This window comes from Micromonospora sp. WMMD987, from assembly GCF_029581435.1.
Classification (GTDB): domain Bacteria; phylum Actinomycetota; class Actinomycetes; order Mycobacteriales; family Micromonosporaceae; genus Micromonospora; species Micromonospora rifamycinica.
In genome coordinates, this window is sequence record NZ_CP120861.1 from 4,737,879 (window position 1) to 4,759,603 (window position 21,725).

At 73.7% G+C, this 21,725-nt stretch carries 16 protein-coding genes; all 16 read right to left on the bottom strand.

Translation table 11 applies throughout. The annotated features are described in order from the left end of the window. Positions 1-13 precede the first annotated feature (13 nt). A complete protein-coding gene (locus O7612_RS19910; protein ID WP_282266422.1) occupies positions 14-1,654 on the bottom strand; it encodes a polysaccharide biosynthesis C-terminal domain-containing protein in 1,641 nt (546 codons plus the stop codon). Next, positions 1,651-3,915 carry a hypothetical protein gene (locus O7612_RS19915; protein WP_282266424.1) on the bottom strand — a complete coding sequence of 755 codons (2,265 nt, stop codon included), beginning with the start codon at positions 3,913-3,915 and terminating at the stop codon, positions 1,651-1,653. Before O7612_RS19915 ends, O7612_RS19910 begins: the two co-directional genes overlap by 4 nt. Further along, positions 3,908-4,837, bottom strand: a complete 930-nt coding sequence (locus tag O7612_RS19920; protein ID WP_282266425.1) for a glycosyltransferase family A protein — start codon at positions 4,835-4,837, stop codon at positions 3,908-3,910. Before O7612_RS19920 ends, O7612_RS19915 begins: the two co-directional genes overlap by 8 nt. Further along, positions 4,830-6,473, bottom strand: coding sequence for a lipopolysaccharide biosynthesis protein (locus tag O7612_RS19925; protein WP_282266426.1), 1,644 nt, complete (start codon positions 6,471-6,473; stop codon positions 4,830-4,832). Before O7612_RS19925 ends, O7612_RS19920 begins: the two co-directional genes overlap by 8 nt. A 193-nt stretch (positions 6,474-6,666) precedes the next feature. Then, positions 6,667-8,583 (bottom strand): delta-60 repeat domain-containing protein, encoded by a 1,917-nt coding sequence (locus O7612_RS19930; protein WP_282266429.1) that lies wholly within the window; start codon positions 8,581-8,583, stop codon positions 6,667-6,669. Positions 8,584-8,804: 221 nt separating this feature from the next. Further along, positions 8,805-9,749 carry a glycosyltransferase gene (locus O7612_RS19935; RefSeq protein WP_282266431.1) on the bottom strand — a complete coding sequence of 315 codons (945 nt, stop codon included), beginning with the start codon at positions 9,747-9,749 and terminating at the stop codon, positions 8,805-8,807. 100 nt (positions 9,750-9,849) lie between these two features. Continuing rightward, positions 9,850-10,698: a phosphatase PAP2 family protein gene (locus tag O7612_RS19940; protein ID WP_282266433.1), complete on the bottom strand. Its 849-nt coding sequence runs from the start codon at positions 10,696-10,698 to the stop codon at positions 9,850-9,852. Between the two features lie 321 nt (positions 10,699-11,019). Continuing rightward, positions 11,020-12,261 carry a hypothetical protein gene (locus tag O7612_RS19945; protein ID WP_282266435.1) on the bottom strand — a complete coding sequence of 414 codons (1,242 nt, stop codon included), beginning with the start codon at positions 12,259-12,261 and terminating at the stop codon, positions 11,020-11,022. 115 nt (positions 12,262-12,376) lie between these two features. Next, positions 12,377-13,885, bottom strand: a complete 1,509-nt coding sequence (locus O7612_RS19950; RefSeq protein WP_282266437.1) for a glycoside hydrolase family 16 protein — start codon at positions 13,883-13,885, stop codon at positions 12,377-12,379. 252 nt (positions 13,886-14,137) lie between these two features. Continuing rightward, complete coding sequence (locus O7612_RS19955; protein ID WP_282266439.1) at positions 14,138-14,947, bottom strand: shikimate dehydrogenase; 810 nt, start codon at positions 14,945-14,947, stop codon at positions 14,138-14,140. Continuing rightward, positions 14,944-16,173, bottom strand: a complete 1,230-nt coding sequence (gene mltG / locus O7612_RS19960; RefSeq protein ID WP_282266441.1) for an endolytic transglycosylase MltG — start codon at positions 16,171-16,173, stop codon at positions 14,944-14,946. The genes O7612_RS19955 and mltG overlap by 4 nt, the downstream gene beginning before the upstream one ends. Continuing rightward, positions 16,170-16,631, bottom strand: a complete 462-nt coding sequence (ruvX, locus tag O7612_RS19965; RefSeq protein WP_067312321.1) for a Holliday junction resolvase RuvX — start codon at positions 16,629-16,631, stop codon at positions 16,170-16,172. Before ruvX ends, mltG begins: the two co-directional genes overlap by 4 nt. A 72-nt stretch (positions 16,632-16,703) precedes the next feature. Continuing rightward, entirely contained in the window at positions 16,704-19,382 is a 2,679-nt protein-coding gene (alaS, locus tag O7612_RS19970) for an alanine--tRNA ligase (protein ID WP_282266445.1), read from the bottom strand. After that, positions 19,379-19,684, bottom strand: a complete 306-nt coding sequence (locus tag O7612_RS19975; protein ID WP_067312326.1) for a hypothetical protein — start codon at positions 19,682-19,684, stop codon at positions 19,379-19,381. Before O7612_RS19975 ends, alaS begins: the two co-directional genes overlap by 4 nt. Positions 19,685-19,717: 33 nt before the next feature. Next, positions 19,718-20,179: a DUF948 domain-containing protein gene (locus O7612_RS19980; protein WP_067312329.1), complete on the bottom strand. Its 462-nt coding sequence runs from the start codon at positions 20,177-20,179 to the stop codon at positions 19,718-19,720. 147 nt (positions 20,180-20,326) lie between these two features. Then, positions 20,327-20,932 carry a hypothetical protein gene (locus O7612_RS19985; protein WP_282273966.1) on the bottom strand — a complete coding sequence of 202 codons (606 nt, stop codon included), beginning with the start codon at positions 20,930-20,932 and terminating at the stop codon, positions 20,327-20,329. Positions 20,933-21,725 lie beyond the last annotated feature (793 nt).

The window sequence follows — 21,725 nt, forward strand, 5'->3', positions numbered from 1 at the left end:
GTCTTCCCTCTCGTCACGCCGGTCTCGGGCCGGGCATCGTCCGGCCGCTCTCGGTCGGCCTGAGCATCGTCACGGCGGCCCGCACCGTACGCCGGACCCGCCGGTCCAGCAGCAGCGCGGCGACGGCCACCGCCAGCACCACCAGGGCCAGCGCCAGACCGGCCACGCCCCGGCCGGCGACCAGCGCGCTGAGCACCGCCACCACGGCCGCGCCACCGCCGGCCCCGGCCGCGGCCCAGCCCACCGAGCGGGTCAGCAGCGGCTCGCCGATCACCACCCGGGCGGCCACCGCGGCCAGCACGTTCTCGGCGACCACCCCGGCCGTCCAGGCGTACGCCGCGCCGAGCGCCCCGTGCCCGGGAACGAGCAGGAAGCCCAGCCCCACGGTGAGCGCCAGCCCGACCACGGTGGCCTGGAGGTGGCGGGCGCTGTTGCCGCTCATCAGCAGCATGGTCTGCACGATGCCCACCCCCGAGTTGACCAGCATGGCCCCGGCGAGCACCGCCAGCGGGGCGGCCCCGGCGGTGAACCCGTCGCCGAAGAGGCTGAGGAAGGCCGGCGCGAAGACCGCCAGCAGGAGGTACGCGGGCCAGGACAGCAGGATGGTCACGACGGTGACCCGACGGTAGACCAGCGCCGCCTCGGCGGTACGCCCCTGCCCGAGCAGCCGGGACAACTGGGGCGCGACGGCCACCCGCAGGCCCTGCATGATCAGCAGCCCGGCCAGGGCGTAGCGGCCGACCGCGCCGAAGACGCCGGACTCGTCCCCACCGGCCAGCGCCGCGGTGAGCAGCACCCCGACCCACATGCTGCTGGCGTCGATCGCCGCCGACACCGCCCGGGGCAGCGCGAAGCCCCAGAGGGTACGCCAGTCCGCGCCGTCCGGCCGCAGCCGCGCCCCGGCGAGCAGGCCGAGGGGCCGCACCAGCAGGACGGCGGCGGCGACCACGGCGAGCGCCACCGGCAGCAGCCAACCGCCGAACCCGACGACCACGCCGGCACCGGTGGCGACGGTCGCCAGCAGCAGGACGGGCCGGGCCAGCGGCACCAGCACGTACTGGATGCCGACCACGGCGGTCACCGGGCGGACCGCCCGGACGGCGGCGAGCAGGACGGTCATCGCCACGGTGGCCGGCAGCGCGAGGAAGGCCAGTCGCAGCAGCATCGGACCGTCCGACCGGGCGAAGAAGACCGGGGCGAGCCGGTCGGCGGTGAGCACGCCCACCGCCGCCACCAGCCCGGTGAACCCGAGCACCGGCAGCAGGGCCACCGGCAGCAGTCGGGCGGCGTCGCCGTCGACCCCCGGACGGCGTCGGGGCAGCGCCCAGACCAGCGCGGTGTCCGCACCGGCACAGCAGACCGCCCCCAGGATGGAGACGACCCCGATCGCGGTGAAGAGCGCGCCGGAGCGGTCGGTGCCGAAGCCCCGCACGATGACCACGGTGAGCAGGAAGCCCAACACCCCGTTGACCGCCGCGCCGACCAGCCCGACCGCGCCGCTGCGGGCGCTGCGCCGTACCTCGCCGGCACCGCCCGCCGCGTCGGCCCCGTCGGTGGCCGCCGGGCCGGTCGACGGGTGCGCCCCCGGGTCGGCGGCGCGGCGGTCGAGCTGACGGGGCACCGCCGGAGTGGTTCCGGTTCCCGGTCGTCTCATGCCTGCTCCCTGCCGTCCTCGGTGCGGGTCTGGTGCCCGGTGCCGCCCTCGTTTCCGGCGCGGGTCCGGTCGTCGGCCGGGGTGCTGGGTGGGGTGTCCCCGCCGACGCGGACGGGTTGTACCACGGTCGGCGTGTCCACCCCGCCGACCGGCCGGGAACCGTTGGCAGATATCGCCGCCGGGGTGGGCGCCGGGGCCGGAGCCGACACGGGGGCCGGAGCCGCCGTCGGAGCCGGGGCCGGAGCCGGGGTCGGGGTCGACGCCTGGTCGGGAGCCGGCGGTCGGGACGGCCCGGGAAGGGGGATCGCGGTCCGGGGGGTCATCGGGCCGAGGGCCGGCCCGGACGTCGGGCGCGGGGCCGCGACCGGTGGCGGGGTCGGGGACGGCCCCTGGGCCGGCACCGGGGTGGGTGGGCTGGGGCGGGCCGGGGCCTGAGCCGGGGGCCAGGACGGAACCGACGAGGCCGGTGGCCGGCCCGGCGCGGACGTCGCAGGCGGGACCGGCGAAGGGGGCGCGGCCGGGGACGACGGCACGGGCGGAGCCGAGGCATGCGGCGCGGTCGCGGACGGGACCGAGGCATGCGGCGCGGTCGCGGACGGGACCGAGGCATGCGGCGCGGTCGCGGACGGGACCGAGGCATGCGGCGCGGTCGCGGATGCCGTCGCGGACGCAGGTGGGGCCGGGGGTACCGGCGGGGGCGGGGCCGCGGACGGGGCCGGGAGGCGGGACGGGACCGGGGGTACCGGCGGGGGCGCAACGGGGGGTGGGACGGCGGCGGGCCGGGGCGGCACGGAGGCGGCCGCCCGGGTCGGCCGGGTCGGGACGGAGGCCGACGCCCGGGCCGGCACGGCAGCGGTGCCGGTGGCGGGGGCCGTACCGCCGCTCGCGGTATCGCCGCTCGACGGGGTGCCGGTCGCCGGGGACGGTAGGCCGGAGCCGGCCGTCGCGGGGCGCGGCGTTCGGGCGTCGACGACCCCGGGCGCGAGGGTGACCGGGCGGTTCACCGGCCCGCTGACCGCCGCCAGCCCGGCCCCGACCGCGAAGAAGATGACCGACATGTTCGGGTCGATGTAGGCGTACACCGGGATCACCACCAGGGCGATCACCGGGATGGTACTCAGCCACTGCCCGGCCGGGGAGACCGCGCCGGCCAGCCGCTTGGCGATCAGCACCAGCCAGGCCAGGAAGGCGACCAGGGCCGGGATGCCGTGGCTGTAGAGCACCTGCCAGATCATGCCCTGGGTGCCCAGGGGTTCCTCGGCGAGCGTGGTGTCGACACTGTTGGGTGCGCCGTACCCGAGCAGCGGCGATCGTTCGACCGCCTGGAGGGTACGCACGTAGAGGTCCATCCGGTCGACGTTGGTGTCGGTGCTGCTGACCCGGTTGTCGATCAGCTCCTGTACCGGCACCACCAGGCTGACCACCCAGACCAGCAGCACCAGCCCGCCGATCGAGGCGATCAGCTTGGCGTTGCCCCGCACCAGCGCCCGCAGGCCCAGGTAGGTCAGCCCCGCGCCGAGGCCGAGGAACATGCCCCGGTTGAGGGTCATGAACGCGGGCACCATCGACAGCGGCAACGACACCAGCAACGCCACCCGGAACTTGCCGGTACGCACCGAGGTCAGGTACGCCAGCACGCACGGCACCAGCAGCGCGTACGCCGTACCCCAGTTGTTGGTGTACGGGTAGGGCGCGGCGGTCCGGTAGATCGGCGCCCGCGAGACGGGGTTGAACTCGTTGGCCCGCACGTGGGTCAACGCCTGGATGAAGCGCTCCCCCGACATGCTGCCCGGCAGCAGCAGCTCCACCGGGGTGGTGAGCTGGAAGCGGGGTGCCAGCACCGCCAACCAGCCGAGGGCGACCACGCCCAGCCAGTACCAGCCGAGCGGGCGGAGCACCTGGGCCCAGGGGACGCCGTCGCGGACCAGGTTGTAGACGTACACGCAGACGATCAGGGCGGTGATCATGAAGCCGAGCCGCAACCCGGAGGTGAGGTAGGCGGTGGCCCGGTCCAGCCGGGTGAAGCTCAGCAGCACCAGCGCCAGCAGCACCAGCCAGCAGGCCGTGCCGGCGGGCAGCGCCACCCGGCCCCGGGTGACCATCAGGCCCAGCAGCACCAGCCCGAACGCCGACCAGCCGAGGTAGAAGCCGCCGAGCGCCCACCAGAGCGGCATCAGGCCGAACATGGCCAGCAGCGGCCAGGTGGGTAGCGGCGGCAGTCCGGACGGCGAGGTGCCGGCCCGACGCCGCCGGTCAGACACCCCGCCCCCGGCGCTGGGCCAGCCGGAGCACCCGTTCCCCGGAGAGCAGCCCGAGCACCACCGGGACGGTCACCAGCACCCGCTTCTCCCGGGGGTTGAGCCGGACCACCCGGCCGAGTTCGCGGACCGCCTCCCGTCGCCGCCGGCCGGAGGCGAGCGCGAAGGCGATCTGGCCGTGCAGCCGGGCCAGGCCGGTCCGGCTGCCCGCCAGCTCGGGGTGCTTGTCCAGCAGGTAGCGGGTGGCCTCGACGATGGTCGCCCAGCGGCCGAAGAAGAAGGAGCCGCCGTGCCAGTCGACCACCACCAGCACCTCGGGGACGATCACCACCGGGCCGTGCGCGGCGATCCGCAGCAGCCACTCGTAGTCCTCGCCGTAGCCGCCGGGCAGTTCCTCGTCGACCGGGCCGATGGCGTCCCAGGTCGAGCGGCGGATCAGGATGGTGCTGGAGTGCACCTCCATGATCCGGTCCTCGACGAAGTCGGGGAGGGTGACCTCGGCCCGGTCGAGCTGCCGCTCCTTGGCGATCCCCGGCCCCTCCAGCCGGATGCCGCAGCTCGCGGCGGCGGCGTCGGGACGCTGCGCCAGCAGCTCCACCTGGCGGCGCAGCTTCGCCGGCAGCCAGAAGTCGTCGTCGTCGCAGAACGCGATCAGCGCGGCGGTGGCCTCGTCGACACCGGTGTTGCGCCCGCCGGGCAGGCCCTGCCGGTGGGTGTTGTGGACGTAGCGGAGGCTCCGGCCGGCCGGGACGTCCACGGCCAGCTCGCGCAGGTCGGTGTGGTCGTAGACCACGATGCACTCCACCGGGCCGGGGTAGTCCTGGTCGAGCACGGCGGCCACGGCGCGTTCCAGCAGTCCGGGCCGGTCCCGGGTGGCGATCACCACGGTCACCGGCTGGTGGTGCCCGACCGCCGCCTCAGTCACGCTTCTCTCCCGTCACCACGAATCCGACCGGCTCGACGCCCACCGCGCGCAGCCGTTCCACCAGTTGGCCCAGCCGGCCGGTGCGGGTCTTGTCCCGGGCGGCGACCAGCACGGCCCGGCCCTCCCGGGCGGCCCGCACGCCCCGCTCGTCGTGCAGCGCGGGCGGCGCGTCGATCACGGTGACGCCGCCGCCGGTCGGGGCGTCCAGCGGGACCAGGTGCACCGCGCCGGAGCCGATGCGCAGTTCCTCACCGTCGACGGTGGGGGTCTGGGGCAACACCCGGGGGATGACCTCGGTCTTGTCCGCCGCGTTGGTGGTGGACCGGTAGACCCCGCCGTTCTTCGCGTCGTCGGTGGGGAACGGCCGGGGCTTGCGGACCGGCTGAATGACCATGGTGTCCTCCGGGTTGCCCGTCGGGGCGGCGGCCGGCGTCGGTGCCGGCGTCGGCACCGCGCTGGGCGCCGGCCGGGGCCGGGGCACCCGGGGGCGGGTCGGCGCGGTCGCCGGGTGGCGGCGCTGGGCCTCCTGCAGCAGCGGCCGGATCCGGTCCCGGCTCTCCGGGGCGACTCCGAGGCGCACCTCGTGCCCGCCCTGGGCGAGCGCCGCGGCGATCCCGGCGGTGACCTGTTCACGTCGCTCGTCGGCGGCGCTGGAGAGCAGCACCACCGGGAGTGGCTTTGGCCCGTCCACCCAGCGGCCCAGGGCCAGCGCCAGGTAGCGCAGGTCGGTGTCGGAGAGCTGGCCGGACCGGTCCCGCCCGACGGTCCCCAGCAGCGGTGCGCCGACCAGGGCCGACACCTCGTCGGCGGTGCGTACCCGGCGGTCCACGGACTCCCGCACGAAGGCGACCAGGCCGCCCACCAGCAGGCCGCCGAGCAGCCCGGCGACCAGGATCAGCGGGGCGGCGTCCCGGCTCGACGGGACGGGGGCGCGGGCGGCGCTGGTGACCGAACCGGGGCTGAGATCCGCCGAACCGATCTTGGAACGCTGCTCGGCCAGCGTCGCGAGCTGGTCGTTGAGCGCCCGGAGCTGGTCCAGCAGGGCGCTGGTGCGCGGTGACGGGGTCGAGGAGTTCTGGTTGGCGGGCAACGACCGCTGGGTGGTGGTGCGCTGGCTGGTGACCAGGGCGATCGTGTCGTCGTACGACTTGAGCACGGCGGCGCGCTGGTTCTCGTACATCCCCTTGCGCAGTTCGAGGTACGCCTCGGCGGCCCCGTTCGCGCCGTCCACCGCCTCGGTCTCGCTGTGCCCCGAATAGCTGAACCGCATCACCTGGCCGCCGACCGGGGTCTCCACGGTGAGCGCGTCGGCCACGGCGGTGGTGTCCCGGCCGGTGATCGAGGCGACCTTGTCGATGACCCCGTTGCTGGTGGCGATCCCGCTCTCGGCGGTCATGTTGACCGCCCGGTCGGCGCCACCGGAGGGCACCGAGAACGGGTCGGTGACCACCGGGCGGACCACCACGGCCGTGGTGGCGGTGTAGGTGGCGGGGAAGACCAGGAGGTAGGCGGCCACCAGCAGCAGCACCAACCCGGTGGCGGCGAGCACCGTGCGCCACCGCCGCAGCGGGATACGGGCCAGTTCGGCCAGGCCGACCGGGCGCTGCCGGGCCGGAGTGACGTCGGTCACGTCCATCAGTCAGGTCCTCTTGCGATGAGGGGGTGTGGGCGGGTCGGCGCGGGCCGGACGACGGCCCCGGTGCGAGCCGCCGGTCGTCCTATTGTCGCCGACCGTTCACCCGTGGTCGACAGCCGACCGGTCCCCTGCGCCACGGGCGGCCCGCCGGTGTCCCGGGGACACCGACGGACCGCCCGTACCGGAAGGTCGATCAGGAGGTGGCGAAGAACAGCGTCTTGCTCGACCAGGTCAGGTCGGCGCTGGCCGGCGCGATCTCGACCGAGGCGGCGCCGTCGACGGCGACCTCGTCGAACGGCACGGCCCGCAGCGAGCCGTTGGTGTTGCCGTAGACGATCTTGCCGTCGACCCAGGTCATCCCGCGCACGTTACCCCAGCTCACGCCCACGCTCGGCAGGGTGAACTCGGAGCAGCCCACGATGTAGCCGTCCGGCTCCAGGTAGCGGTAGAACAACTTGTTGGTGCCGGCCTTCGTGTAATACATCCGACCGTCGAGGTAGAACGCGCCGGCCATCGTCGCCGGGTTGAACCAGTCGTTGTAGCCGCTGCTGACCCAGGGTGCGCCCACCGAGCCGCCGGTGAACATCGACACACCCAGGTAGCTGCCGCCCGGGGCGGTCGCGTCGGTCTTGGACCAGTAGAGCTTGTTGCCGACCGCGAAGGCCGCGCCGGCCGCGGTGAGGTTCGCCTGCGCGCTGCTCACCGGGGTGCCCAGGGCACTGCCGTTGAACGGCACCTTGGTGGTCTGCCCGTTGCCGGTCCCGACGTACAGGTAGCCGGACGACGCCGTCGGCGCGTTGGTCGCCGCGACGGTCCGGCCGCCGGCCAGCGGGAACAGGCCCAGCCGGCCGTGGTACTCGTTACCGAGCCCGTCGGAGTCGAAGCCGGCGTACAGGCCGGTGCTGCCCCGCCACAGCTCCCACATGATCGGACCCCAGGTGGTGGTGCCCGCCGGGGCGCCCGACCGGGTCGGGTTCCAGACCAGCGGCAGGCCGTTGATCGGGTCCAGCGCGCCCAGGCCGAACCGGTTGATCGCGCCGCTACCGGCCGAGTCGTTGCCGTTGGCGTTGCTCAGCCAGCGGAAGTGACCGCCGACGTAGACCACGTTGTCGGCCACCTCGACGGAGGTCACCGAGTCGGTGCCGGTGTAGTTGACCCAGGTCGCGTCCATGGCGGAACCCCGGTCGGCGGTCTCGAACCGGGCGATGGCGTCGCAGTACGCCCCGTCGCCCCGGCCACCGTCCGCGATGATCACGAAGTACGAGCCGTCGTCGGAGAAGTCGACGTCCCGGGCGTAGAACGGGAACGAGGCGCTGTAGCAGGGGGCTACGTAGCGCTGGGTGCTCCAGTTGGCGACCGCCGGGGTGCCGTCCAGGTCGACGACCACCACCTGGTTGCGGGGCTGGCCGTTGACCTCGGTGAAGTTGCCCACCGCGACCAGGGTCTTGCCGTCGGGGGCGACGGCGAGGCCCCAGACCAGCTCGCTGCTGGCGCGGGCGACGCTGGCGTCGATCTGGAAGCCCGGGTCGATCGCGCCGGTGGTGGCGTCGAGCCGGGCCAGCAGCGAGTGCTCGGTGCCGTTGACCCAGTGGAACGCGCCGGCGATGTAGAGCTTGTTGCCGACCACGACGGTCCGGCGGACCAGGCCGCCGTCGCTGCGGCCGACCCAGCCGGTGACCGTCGCGCCGGTCGCCGGGTCGAGCGCGACGAGGTTCTTGCGGCTGACCCCGTTGACGTTCTTGAACGCCCCACCGACGATCAGCTTGCCGTCCGGGCTCGCCGCGAGGGCGTGCACCGCGCCGTCCAGCGTCGGGGTGAAGTCGGCCTTCAGGGCACCGCTGGTCCGGTCGTAGGCGAACAGGTAGTTGCGGGAGGTCCAACTCCCTCCGGCGGCCTTGACCGACGTGAAGGAGCCGCCCACGTAGACCGTGTTGCCGATCTCGGCGAACGCCTTGGTGTCACCGTCCTGCGCGTGCGGAATGTTGTCCGCCGGGTTCGCCGACGTGAGGGTGCTGGTTACCGGGGTGAGGTCCGCCGCGCGGGCGGGCGCGGCCAGCAGGCCGACCGCGAGCACCGGTGCGGCGAGCACGGCGAACCACCGCCGCCACACCGGTCGAGACGTTCTGTGAAGCACTGGCGCCCCCAAAGATGAAGTGAGATCCCGCGTAGCTTGCTCTGCCCGGACATTTCGCACCATCGACCGACCGGTCCGCCCGACCACCGGCTCGGTCCGGTCCCGCCGTACGGGTCGCGTCCGGACGACCCACGGAGGACGAGGATTCCGCATCGACCGGCGCGTCCCGCCACCGGGCTGCCCGGTCCCGGCCGCCCTCATGCCGGCTGCTCCCAGCGGAACGGTGGGACCGTACCGGTGTTGGTGACCGTCCAGGACGCCGCGTCGGCCAGGTCGTCGGCCGTGACGGCGTCGGCCTCCCGGGCCAGCACCAGGCCCCGCCGGTCGAGTTCCCGGGCCATCTCGACCTGGTGGTCGTCGACGTGCTCGCCGTGCCGGGCCCGGCGCGGCACGTAGACGGCGCGGTGACCGGCCCGGATCGCGGCCAGCGCCGACCCCACCCCGGCGTGGGTGACGATCACGTCGGCCTCCCGCATGGCCTGCTGCATCTCGTCGTGCGGCACCTGGCGGCGGGCGTCGGCCGGCATCCGGGGGATCCGGGTCGACCCGACCTGCCAGAGCACCTCCGCCTCGGGGGGCACCACGTCGACCAGCCGTTGCAGCAGGCGCGGAAAACCGAAGCGGTCCTGGGTGCCGAGGGTCACCACGATCCGGGAGACCGGGCGTGGGGCGGCGGGCTCGGGCAGGTAGCCGTCGAAGATCGAGCCGCCGTAGCGCCACCGGCCGCCCGCCCACCCCGGGTACTGGGTGTAGAGCCGGGTCCGGGGCACCCGGGCGACCAGCCGACCGGTCAGCGACGGGCCCTCCGTCCGGGTGGCGCTCTCGATGTAGTGGCAGTCCAGGCCGTGCCGGGCGGCGGGCAGGAAGAACGACATGGCGACGCTGGCACCGGTGCTGACCACCCGGCGGAAGCGCCCACCGCAGAGCACCCGGCGGGCGGCCAGCAGGTCACGCAGCGCACCCACCGGATCCCGGGTGGCGGCCGGTGGCACGTGGATGACCTCGTGCCCGTCGAGCAGCGAGCGGCTCTGCGGGGAGTCGAACGTCGCCCAGACGCAGTCGTGCTGCACCCCGAGCCGGGGCAGCAGGTCGTGCAGCTCGGCGAGGTGCCCACCGGTGGAGGCGACGAGGAGGGTGGTCACGGTGGTGGCCCAACTTCCGTTCGTGGAGTGGTGGGGGCCGGGTCCGGACCGGCGCGGGGAGGGGTCGCGCCGACCGGACGGGGTACGGGTCAGGTGTCGGTCAGGGACCGGTCGTCGACAGCGGCGGGCGGCTCGGCCGGTCGTCGACAGCGGCGGGCGGCGCGGCCGGTGGTCGGACCCGACCGTCGGCGACCAGCACGGCGAGCACCATCACACCGGTCAGCAGGGTGCCGAAGAACCACCCGCCGAAGACGTCGGTCAGCCAGTGCTTCTCGGCGTAGATGCGGGTGTACCCCTCCACCGAGACCAGCACCGCCAGCGCGGTGACCAGGCCGATCAGCACCCGACGGGGGATCCGCCAGGTCAGCGCGGCCAGCACCAGGATGGTGCCGAAGGTCATCAACACCCGGCCGCAGCCGCCGGAGGGGTAGGTGCCCAGGTCGGTCGGCGGGTGGCCGCGGTCGACGACCTTGGCGAGGATCGTCTGGGTGTACTGCTCGACGACGAACTGCAATGGCATCGCCACCAGCGGGATCCACCAGCGGCGACGACGCCAGGCGATGGCGAAGCCGATCGCGGCCACCGCGGTCACCCACTTGAGCGGGTAGCGGTCACCGATCGGGGAGATGAACAGGTTGACGTCCTCCCAGAAGCCGACCCGCCGGGCGTGCACGTAGTCGAAGACCGGGTGGTCGACGTGGGGTTCGAGCCGGGAGATGGCCTCACCGAGCGGCCAGCAGACGGCGACGACCGCCGCCGCGCCGGCCAGCAGCACCACCAGGGCCGCGCCGACCCGACCGAACGCGGCGGTCAGTCCGGCCAGGGCGAGGCGCACCCGTTCGGCCGTCCGGCCGGTGTCCACGGCCGACGCCCACCGGGCGGCCAGCACCGGAACGGTGACCAGGGGCACCAGTACGGCCAGCACGGCCAGTGCGTAGACGACGGTCACCTCGGCTCACCGCCGCCCGAACCGCCGGTGGCCGGAGCGCAGCGCACCCCGAGCTGCGTGACGCGTGACGATCCCATCGTGCTCCCTGCTTGTGCCAGCCATCGGCGGGGGCTTTGTCCACACCGTGTGCCCCGGACGAGGTCCCCACGCCGTCCCGGGCCGGACCGACCCCGCCGTCGCCGGCCGGTGGTGGTCTGAGTGGGGCCACACTAGTGGAACGTGAGCCGGGTTCGGTAGCGGCGGTGACGGCAGTGTGGGCTTTTCGCCGTTTTTCCGGTCGGGACTCCGACACGAGTCCCAGCCAGCGGGAGAAAGCGCCGGTCAGGGGCGGGGTGAGCCCAGCCGGTCGGCGAGCGTGTGCACCAGGGCGGGGTGCAGTTTCGCGCTCCAGCCACCCCCACCGGCCGCGAGTTCGGCGGTACGCAACCACAGCTCGACGAGATAGGCGTCGGCGACGAACCGCTGCCCGGCCGGGTGCAGACCGAACGCCGCCCCGTGCCGGTCCAGCACCCCGACCATCTCCCCGGTCGCCCCCGCCACGTCCCGGCCGCCCAACGACAACGCGCTCTGGAAACCCTGGTGCGCGAGGTCGAACCCGACCGGCCGGTCGACGCCGCTGTTCTCCCAGTCCCAGACGACCAGCCGACCCCGGTGGCGACCGAGGTTCCACGGCACCCAGTCGCCGTGCCAGCGGCCGAACTCCACCGGCAGCTCGCCGTCCCGCGCGGCGAGGGCGGCCACCGCCGCGACCACCGGACCGCCGGCGGTGGCCGCCCGCGCGCTCAGGTCGGCCAGGAACGCCGAACCACGTACCGGCCGCGGCGGGTCCGCCGGGCCACCGCGCCGGGCCACCGCCAGCATCGCGGCCACCTCCGGGCGCTGCGGGTGACGCAGCCGGCGCACCCGGGCCGGCATCGGCTCGACCAGGGTCACCGCGAGGTCACCCCAGGCGACCTCGCGCAACAGCCGGGGCACGTCGGGGAAGTCACCGCCGTCGCGGGGCAGCTCCCGCAACGCGGCGGCCTCCGCGCGGACCATCGCCCGGGTCGCGTCGTTCCAGCCGATCTTCGCGTACGCCCGCGCGGCGCCCCGGTCGTCGAAGAGCTGCAACGTCGGCTTGTGGTGCGGATCGGGCGGTCGGATGCCGATCGCGGCGTGCAGCGGGCGGCCGGTCAGCCGGCCCAGGTGCTCGGCGAGCAGCAGCTCGGCCGGATCGGCGTCGGTGGGCACCGCGACGGTCAGCACCGGCATCCGGGCCAGCCCGGTCGCCCCGAGCGCCGCCAACAGGCCGACCGCCACCCGGTTGGCCCGCACCCGGGGCGGACGCAGCGCGTTGTAGGCCAGGGTCGACGCCGCGCCGACCCGGCGGGAGGCCAGCGGAAGCAGGAACCTGGCCCGCTCGACCGAGGGCACCACGGCGTACCGGGCGGCCGCGCGGTGGGTGGCGGGGACCGTGGCCGGGCCGGTCGGGACGTCGAGCCGGAGCCGGGGGTCACCGAAGATCGCCCGGGTCACCCAGCCCAGGCCGTCCTGTCGGGTCCGTGGGTCCGTCGCCACCGTCATGCCCTCCACCTGTCCCGCCCGACCGCCGCGCGCTGGCGGCCACGATAGGGCCAGCGGACAAGCCGCCGCCCGGCGGGCCGTGACCCGCCGGGCGGCGTACTCCGTGCCGGGTGGGTCAGCGCTGCCAGACGCGGACGTAGTCGACCCGGAAGTCGGCCGGGAACCGGGTGGCCCCGTCGGGGTCGCCCAGCCAGCCACCGACCTGGAAGTTCAACCGCAGGTTGAACGGCTTGTTGAAGGCCTCGTCGAACCACGGGGTGGTGCTGCGGTCGCGCTGCCACACCTGCCGGCCGTCGATGTACCAGCGGATCACCCCCGGCTCCCACTCGGTGGTGTACGTGTGGAAGCCGTCACCCGGGTAGCCGGTCGGGAAGTCCCACCGCTGGTCCTGCTTGACCGGCGTGTAGTCGTAGAAGATCGCCTGGGTGGCGGCCCCGTGCAGGGACGCGCCGCCGGGCAGCTCCACCACGTCGATCTCGCCCTTGCCGCCGTCGTCGGGACGCAGCCAGAACGCCGGCCAGAGGCCCTTGGAGTCGGTCGGCCCGTTCGGGGACTTGGCCCGCATCTCGAACCGGCCGTAGGTGAACGACGCCTTGCCGATGGTGTCCAGGTAGCTCTGGGTGTACTGCCGGGTCTGCGAGCTGCACACCGCGGTCTCCCGCTGGGCGCGCAGGGTCAGCACCCCGTCGGCGACGAAGGTGTTGTCCGGGTCGTCGACGTTGCAGCCCTTGTCGATGTCGCGGCCCTCGTTGTCCCGCAGGTTCCACCGCTTCAGGTCGACGGTGGGTCCGGTGAACTCGTCGGACCAGACCAGCCGCCAGCCGGGCACGTCGGTGCCGGGCCGCACCGTCGGCGTCGGGCGCGGCGTGGCGGTGGTCGGCGCGGGCGGGCCGACCGTCCGGGTGGGCGTCGGCGGCACCGTCCGGGTCGGGGCGGGCGTCGGGGCGGCGGTGGTCGGCGGCGGCGTGGTGGTGACCGGCGGCCGGGTGGGGAGCCGGCCGTCCCGTTGGTACGTCACCACCAGGCTCGGCCGGATGGTGGTCTTGGCGTTCTCCCGGGAGGCCCAGTAGATCCGGGTGTTCCAGTTCTCCTGGGTCAGGGCCAGGGTGACCTGACCGTTTCCTCTGACCGCACCGGAGACGTCCCACTCGTTGTATCCCTGGGTGACCCGGTCGACGCTCGCCAGCGCCGGGCCGAGGGCGGGCCGTTGGTGCCAGGCCCCGGTCCCCGCGGCGGTGCCCTGGGCGGCGTGCGCCCGGACCCGGGAGGTGAACTGCTGCCAGGCGTACACCCGCAGGGACGCCTTGACGGCGACGGCGTCGGCGGGCAGGCCGCGCACCTGGAACTCCAGCACGGCGTCGCGCTGGCCGACCCGGTTGCCGTCGCAGAGCTGCGGACAGCTGGCCAGGGTGGTCTTGATCCCGTTGTCGCCGTCCTGGGGGACCTGGGTGACCGTGGTGTCCGCGACGGCGGAGAGCACGATCGGCGGAATCTCGGCGGCGATCAACGGCATCATGGTGGCCACGATGCCGCCGACCGCGGTGACGCTCAGGACACTGAGGACGGCCGCCCTGCGTCGACCGCTGATGGCCGGAAGGGCGCGGTGGATTCCGTGCCTGCTCAAGGAACACTCCCCGGGTGGGCGACGATTACCGGCAGCAGCGTATCGACCACGAGCGGATATGGCAGGGGTGGAATCACGACGCCGACACGACTTAAGCAAAGAATAAGAGAACAGGGGTTGCTTTTCGGCGGTCCAGCAAACGAATGCCGGCTTCCCGAGGTTACGCCTGATTGACCGGAAAGTCGGCGATGGTCGACGGTGGGTAGCGGCGGCCGGCACCCGGGTCGCCGGGCGACGGCGACCACCGGCGGATCAGTGCCGGACACCGGCGAGGGCGGTACGCATCGCGTCGACCGGCGCCGACACCCCGGTGAACTGCGTGAACTGGCCGACGGCCTGGGCCAGCAGCAGATCCAGCCCGGAGACCACCCGCAGACCGGCGGCCAGCGCCGAGGCCGCCAGCGGGGTCGGCCACGGGTCGTACAACGCGTCGAAGAGCACCGTGGACGGTCCCCAGTCGACCCCGGCGGCCAACGGGTCGGCGACCCCCTTCGGCACCGTGGAGACCACCAGGTCGGCGTGGGTGTGCGCGGCGGCGTCCGGCCAGGCCACCGCGACCACGTCCACCCCGACGGCCGCCCCCACCGGCCGCAGCCGCGCCACCGCCGACAGGCGGCGGGCCACCACGGTCACCGTGGTCGCGCCGAGCTGGGCGGCGGCGGCCACGGCGGCCCGGGCGGTGCCCCCCGCCCCGAGCACCGTGACGGTGGCGCCCGGACGCACCCCGGCCGAGGTCAGCACCGTCACCATGCCGGTCACGTCGGTGTTGTCGGCGAACCAGGAACCGTCGGGACGACGTACCAGCGTGTTGGCCGCGCCGACGGCGGTGGCGACCGGTGACGCCCGGTCGGCCACCGCGAGCGCCGCCTCCTTGCCCGGCATGGTCACCGACAGCCCGGCCCACTCCGGTCCCAGGCCGGCGACCAGCGCCGGCAGCTCCTCGGCCCCGCACTCGATCCGGGTGTACGACCAGCCGGCGAGCCCGGCGGCGGCGTAACCCGCCTCGTGGATCACCGGGGAGAGGGAGTGTGCGATCGGCCGACCGAGCACCGCGGCCCTCACCGGCAGTTCTCTCCGCTCAGCACGCCGTTGGTGCACATCTGGCGTTGCAGGTCACGGAAGTCGGCGTCGGTCGTGCCGTACCCCATGGTGCCCTTCTTGTCGACGGTCATGAAGTAGACCCAGGTGCCGTTGGGCGGGCTCATCGCCCCCTTGAGGGCGTCCTCGCCGGGGTTGCTGATCGGGGTGATGGTCAGCCCGTCCGCACCGTGCGTCCGGTACGGGTTCCTCGGGTCGTTCAGCTCGGACTGTTTGAGGATGTCGGAGTCCTTCGGGTTCTTGCCCTGCAACCGCAGCCAGTAGTTGATCGCGCTGTCGATCTCCAGGCACTTGCAGTGGTAGCGGTCGGTGTAGACCCGGTTGTAGATCACCCGGGCCACCTTCGGCATGTCCACGTGGTTGACCGACTCGGCCTGCGCGATCGACGCGGTGATCAACGCCTCGTACGGCGAGATGCCCCGGTCGGCCTCGACCGTCTCGACGAACTTCATCTCCTCCGTCACGTCGAGGAACTTGTCCACCATCATCGACAGGATCTGCGCGGCGGTCGCCTTCGGCGGCAGCTCGTAGGTGGCCGGATAGAGGAAACCCTCCAGGCTCCGGGGCCCCTTCTTGCCGTCCTTGCGGTTGAACCAGAACTCGGGAACGCCCAGCTTGACCGGGTCCTTCGCGGCGGTCTTGAACTCGCCGACCGGAATCTTGGTCTCCTTGGCCAGCAGGTCGTAGATGGCCAGCGTGATCATGCCCTCGGGGATGGTGACGCCGTTGACCACCCGGCTCTTGGGATCCAGCAACAGGGTGAGCGCGTCCGAGGCGCGCATCTCCTTCTTGACCCTGTACCGGCCGACCTGGATGTTCTTGCTGAGCGCGTTCTCCTCGGCCGCCTCGATGAACGCCTTGGTGCTCTTGACCACCCCGGCGTCGTACAGGGAGTTGCCGATGTCGGTCGCGGTGTCACCGGTCTTGACGTCGACCAGCGCCTCACCGGTGCCCGGACCGTCGAAGTCCGGGGTGATGAAGTGGTTGCGGATCCGGTCGAAGCCGTAGAAGGCCCCACCACCGATGCCGCCCAGCAACACCAGGGCCATCAGCAGCGCGAAGATGGTCTTGCCGGGGCCGCCGCCCGACTTGCCGTTGCGCCGGTTGACGAAGCCGCGCCGGTGCCGGCCCTTCTCCCCCTTCTCCCCCCTCTCCTGCTCGTCGAACCCGAGGTCCAGATCGTCGATCATTCCGTCCGCCTCCGCTGCGCTTCCAGCCAGCTCTGCAGGATCTCGACCGCGGCGGCCTGATCCACCACCGCACGTTGGCGCTTTCCCCGGACGCCCCGCTCGGCAAGCCTACGAGACGCGACGACAGTTGACATCCTCTCGTCGGTGAGGGTCACCGGAACCGGGGCTATCACCTCGGCCAACCGGTCCGCGTACGCCGACACGTGCTGGGCCGCCGGCCCGTGCCGACCGGCCAGGTTGACCGGCAGCCCGACCACCACCTCGACGGCCTCGTACTCGGCGACCAGCTCGGCGAGCCGGGCGAGATCGGTCGGAACCGCCTCCGGCCCGGTGCGCTGGTCCCGGGCCAGGGTGACCAGCGGGGTGGCCAGCACCCCGTGCGGATCGGACCGGGCCACCCCCACCCGTACCTGACCGACGTCGACACCCAACCGGACACCACGGGACCACTCAGTCACGGCAGGTCACCCTCCCCGGTGACGCGCCAGGGCGGACCACCTCGGGTCCGCCCTGGCCTCCACGCTGTCCCGTCACGCGTCGGCGATCGCCTTCTCGACCGTGAGCAGCAGGTTCGGCGCCTCGACGGCGGGCAGGCCACCGCCCTGCGCCACGTCCGGACTGCCCCCGCCACGACCGGAGAAGGCCGCCTTGACCAGGTCGTTCGCCGCCAGACCGCGCCCACGGGCCGCCGCGTTCACGGCCACCACCAGGGATGCCTTGCCGTTCGATCGGGCCGCCACCGCCACCACCGCCGGCCGCGCCGGATCGATCTTGCCGCGGATCTCCTGGGCCAGGGTCCGCACGTCGTTGCCGGCCGCGCCCTCCGGCGCCTCGGTGCCGACGTACGCCACCCCACGGACGTCCTTCGCCTGCCCGGCCAGCGCCGCCGCCCCGCCCAGCACCAACTGGGCGCGGAGCTTCTCCAGCTCCTTCTCGGCGTCCCGCAGCTGGGTGACGGTCTGCTCCACCCGGTCGGCGACCTGCTCGCCGGGCACCCGGAACAACTCCGCCAGCCGGGACACCAGCAGGTGCTCGCGGGCCAGGAAGCCGAACGCGTCCATCCCGACCAGCGCCTCGATCCGGCGCACCCCGGAGCCCACCGACGCCTCGGAGAGGATCTTCACCAGGCCGAGCTGGGCCGACCGGGCCACGTGGGTGCCGCCGCACAGCTCCCGGGCGTAGTCGCCGACCTCGACGACCCGGACCCGCTCGCCGTACTTCTCGCCGAACAGCGCCATCGCGCCGATCCGCCGCGCCTCCTCCTGGGTGGTGATGAAGGCGTTCACCTCCAGGTCCGCCAGCAGCACCTCGTTGACCTGCTGCTCCACGTCGTGCAGCACGCTCGGCGACACCCCGGCCGGGGTGTTGAAGTCGAACCGCAGCCGACCCGGAGCGTTCAACGAACCCGCCTGGGTCGCCGACTCACCGAGGAAGTTGCGCATCGTCTGGTGCACCAGGTGGGTCGCGGTGTGCGACCGCGAGATGGCCCGCCGCCGGGTCACGTCGATCTCCGCGTAGCCGGTCTCCCCGGCCCGCACCTCACCCCGGACCACCGTCGCCCGGTGCACGATCAGGCCCGGCACCGGCTGCTGCACGTCGAAGACCTCGACCTGCCCGGCGCCGACCGTGATCAGACCCTGGTCGGGCTGCTGGCCGCCGCCCTCGGCATAGAACGGGGTGGTGTCGAGCACCAACTCGACCGTCTCCCCCTCGACCGCCGCGCCGACCGTCGCGCCACCGCGCAGCAGCGCCCGGATCCGGGACTCCCGGTGCAGCTCGGTGTAGCCGGTGAACTCCACCTCACCGCCGTCGTCGCGCACCGACCGGTACGCCGACACGTCGGTGTGCCCGGTCTTGCGCGCCTGCGCGTCGGCCTTCGCCCGGTTGCGCTGGTCGGCCATCAGCCGACGGAAGCCCTCCGCGTCGACCTGGAGCCCCTGCTCGGCGGCGATCTCCAGGGTCAGGTCGATCGGGAAGCCGTAGGTGTCGTGCAGCTGGAACGCCTTCTCCCCGGACAGTGCCGGCCTCCCCGCCGACCGGGTTTCCGCGATCGCCGTGTCCAGGATCGTCGTGCCCGCCCGCAGCGTCGACAGGAACGCGTCCTCCTCGGCGTACGCGTACTGCGAGATCCGGTCGAACTCCTCCGCCAGCTCCGGGTACGACGGGGACATGCAGTCCCGGGCCACCGGCAGCAGCTCCGGCAACGCCCGCTCCTGCCAGCCCAGCAGCCGCACCGCCCGGATCGCCCGCCGCATGATCCGGCGCAGCACGTAGCCGCGCCCCTCGTTGCTCGGGGTCACCCCGTCGCCGATCAGCATCAGCGCGGTCCGCACGTGGTCGGCGACCACCCGCAGCCGTACGTCGTCCGGGTGCGACTCGCTGGCCACGTGACCCGAGTGCGCGCCGTACCGCTTGCCGGTCAGCTCCGCCGCCCGGTCCAGGATCGGCCGTACCTCGTCGATCTCGTACAGGTTGTCGACACCCTGGAGGATCGAGGCCATCCGCTCCAGGCCCATGCCGGTGTCGATGTTCTGCGCCGGCAGGTCACCCAGGATCGGGAAGTCCTCCTTCCCGCTGCCCGGGCCCCGCTCGTACTGCATGAAGACCAGGTTCCAGAACTCCATGTAGCGGTCCTCGTCGACCGCCGGGCCGCCCTCGCGGCCGTACTCCGGACCCCGGTCGTAGAACAGCTCCGAACACGGGCCGCACGGGCCGGGAATGCCCATCGACCAGAAGTTGTCCGCCTTGCCCCGGCGCACGATCCGCTCGGCCGGCACCCCCACCGACCGCCAGATCTCGAACGCCTCGTCGTCGTCCAGGTAGACCGTCGGCCAGACCCGCTCGCCGTCCAGCCCGTACCCGCCCTCGGCGACCGGCTTGGTGACCAGGTCCCAGGCCAGCGGGATCGCCCCGGACTTGAAGTAGTCGCCGAAGGAGAAGTTGCCGTTCATCTGGAAGAACGTGCCGTGCCGGCTGGTCTTGCCGACCTCGTCGATGTCCGGCGTGCGCAGGCACTTCTGCACGCTCACCGCCCGCCGGTACGCCGGGGTCTGCTGCCCCAGGAAGTACGGGACGAACTGCACCATGCCGGCGTTGACGAACAGCAGGTTCGGATCGCTGATGGCGGGCAGCGGAGCGGACGGCACCACGGTGTGCCCGTTCGCCTCGAAGTGGGCGAGGTACCGCCGCTTGATCTCCGCCGTCTTCATCGCTGGGGTTCCTCCGGAAAGATCTCTCGGTCGCCGATCCGCGGGTCCTCCCGCAGCTCGGCGAACTGGTCGTCGAACGCCTCACCGCGGGCGAACGCCTCGTGGATCTCCTGCTCGCGCTCGGCCATCCCGATCCGTACGTCCTCCACGAAGCTACGCAGCGACTCGACAAGACCGCCAGCGGATTCGGACAGCCCGCTGGCGATGCCGGCCGGGGTGTACGCCTGCGCGGTCCGGGTGGCCTTGCGGACCACCACCACGCCCACGGCCAGCCCGATGCCGAGCCAGAAAAGTCGCCTCATGTCGCCATTCCTCCTGTGCGGCGTCGGGCCGGATCAGCTGTTGCCGCGCCGGGCGGCCCGACGCTGCTGCTTGATGGTGTCGCGCACCTCACGCTCGGTCTCCGCGGTCCGCCGCGCCGACGCGGCCCGGCGGACGCCGTACCCGAAGGCCGCCACCTTCACCAGCGGGTTCGCCGCGGCGGCCGAGACGACGGTGGCCAGGTTCGCCACGTTCGCGGTGACGTTCTGCGCGTGACTGGTCATCGTGTCGACCTTGGCGAGCTGCAGGTTCACCCCGTCGAGGGAGGTCTGGACCTGCTCCAGGGCGACGTTCACGTTCTTCACCGTGGTGTTGACGTCACCCAGCAGCGGAGCGGTCTGCTCGTTGAGGTCGTTGATCATCCGGGTCGTCGCGTCCACCGTGTGCCGCAGCCGCAGGATCGGCACCGCCAGCACGAGCACCAGCATCAGGAACGCGCCGGCCGCGATCAGCGCAGCGATCTGTCCACCATCCACGCATGTCCTCCTCAAGCAGGGGTTCCGGGGCCGGACGCCCCGGAACACGCGACCCGGGTGCCCGCACCGCGGCACGACCCGCGCAGGGTCATCGGGAGCAGGCGTGCCTGCCAGCCCCAGACCCTACCGTCCGTGATGGAAGCCGGCTCAGGACGGTGAGCGTGTCAGGCCACCGAGCGGATCGTCGGTGATCGTCGGGAACGGGTCCTCACCGGTCAGTGACGGGTCGGTGCTCGGCTGTGGCCGGGTCCGCTCGTCGTCGATCGCGTTGCGGACCTTCACCGACACCAACGAGCCGCCGCACTGCCCCGCCGCGGGCGCGGTCGGCGTCTCCGGCGGCACCGCCGGCTCCCCGCTCACCGGCGGTGGGGCACAGGTCGGTTCCCGTACCCACAGGTCGAGGGTCAACTCGTCCCGCCGCCAGCAGGTGTAGCTGCCCTTGGCCGGCTGCTCCGGACACCGGGTGACCTCCCACCGCCGCCAGCCCTCCGCGCGCAGGGCCTGCTCGTAGACCCGGGTGGTCTCCTCCGGCGCGCGGTCGGACTCCACGGTGCGCTCCCGCAACCGGCAGTCCTGCAGGCACCACCGGCTGCCGCTGACGTTGTCCACCGTCTGCGTGGTCGCCCAGCCCGGCACCCCCAACTCGTCGAGGGTGTCGAAGACCGGATCCCGGCTCAGCGTCCGCATCCCGAAGTAGAGCGGGAGCGCCCCGAGCAGCACCACGCTGACCAGCACCAGGATCCCCAGCCGCAGGCGACGCCGGGATCCCGTCCGGCGGCGCGGCTCGGCACCGGCACCGTCGGGATCGGCGTCGCCCGGACCGTCCTGCGTCGCCGGACGCAACGGCCCACCGCCCGCGGACCCCTCCGGATCGGACCGGACGCCGTCCGGCGGGGCCACCCGGGCCACGCCCGGGCTCTCGGCCCGACCGGACGACGGGACGGCCACCACGCCGGCCGCCTCCGTCCGGTCCGGTGGGCGCACCGGCGGGGCCGCCCGTCCGGTGGCCTCCTTCGGGCCGGCACCCGGGTGTACGCCCGGCACGGTGGCCCGGGCCACCGCCGGCCCGGCCACCGACCCACCGGCGTCGGCGGGCCGGGGACCGGCCTCGGGATGCGGCCCGGAGCGGCGGTCGGTGGTCGGCGGTGCGGAGGCACGACGTGCCTCGCCCGGTGGAACGGGCGGTCGGGCGGTACCGGTGACGGGGCCGTCGGGCCGGGCGCTGCCGGTGACGGGGCCGTCGGGCCGGGCGCTGCCGGTGACGGGGCCGTCGGGCCGGGCGCTGCCGGTGACCGTGCCCTCCGGCCGGGCGGTGCCGGTGACCGTGCCCTCCGGCCGGGCGCTGCCGCGTGCCGGGAGCGGAGGCCGCGGAGCACCCGGATCGGGCACGCCGAGCCGCGGACCCGCCGGGGCGACGACGTCAGGGTAGGGGTGGGCGGCGTCCCCTACGGGCGCCGCCGGGCGCGGCCCGGCGGTGCCGTTCGGGACCGGGACACCGACCCGGGGGGCGCCGGACGTGGGCGCCGCCGCCGCGGCGTCCCGCCCC

What these genes read in the sequence shown, in the direction of transcription:
- O7612_RS19975 (WP_067312326.1), bottom strand. Translation starts at nt 19,684, where the DNA reads ATGAGGCGACTTTTCTGGCTCGGCATCGGGCTGGCCGTGGGCGTGGTG.
- O7612_RS19945 (WP_282266435.1), bottom strand. Translation starts at nt 12,261, where the DNA reads ATGACGGTGGCGACGGACCCACGGACCCGACAGGACGGCCTGGGCTGG.
- O7612_RS19910 (WP_282266422.1), bottom strand. Translation starts at nt 1,654, where the DNA reads ATGAGACGACCGGGAACCGGAACCACTCCGGCGGTGCCCCGTCAGCTC.
- alaS (WP_282266445.1), bottom strand. Translation starts at nt 19,382, where the DNA reads ATGAAGACGGCGGAGATCAAGCGGCGGTACCTCGCCCACTTCGAGGCG.
- O7612_RS19925 (WP_282266426.1), bottom strand. Translation starts at nt 6,473, where the DNA reads ATGGACGTGACCGACGTCACTCCGGCCCGGCAGCGCCCGGTCGGCCTG.
- mltG (WP_282266441.1), bottom strand. Translation starts at nt 16,173, where the DNA reads ATGATCGACGATCTGGACCTCGGGTTCGACGAGCAGGAGAGGGGGGAG.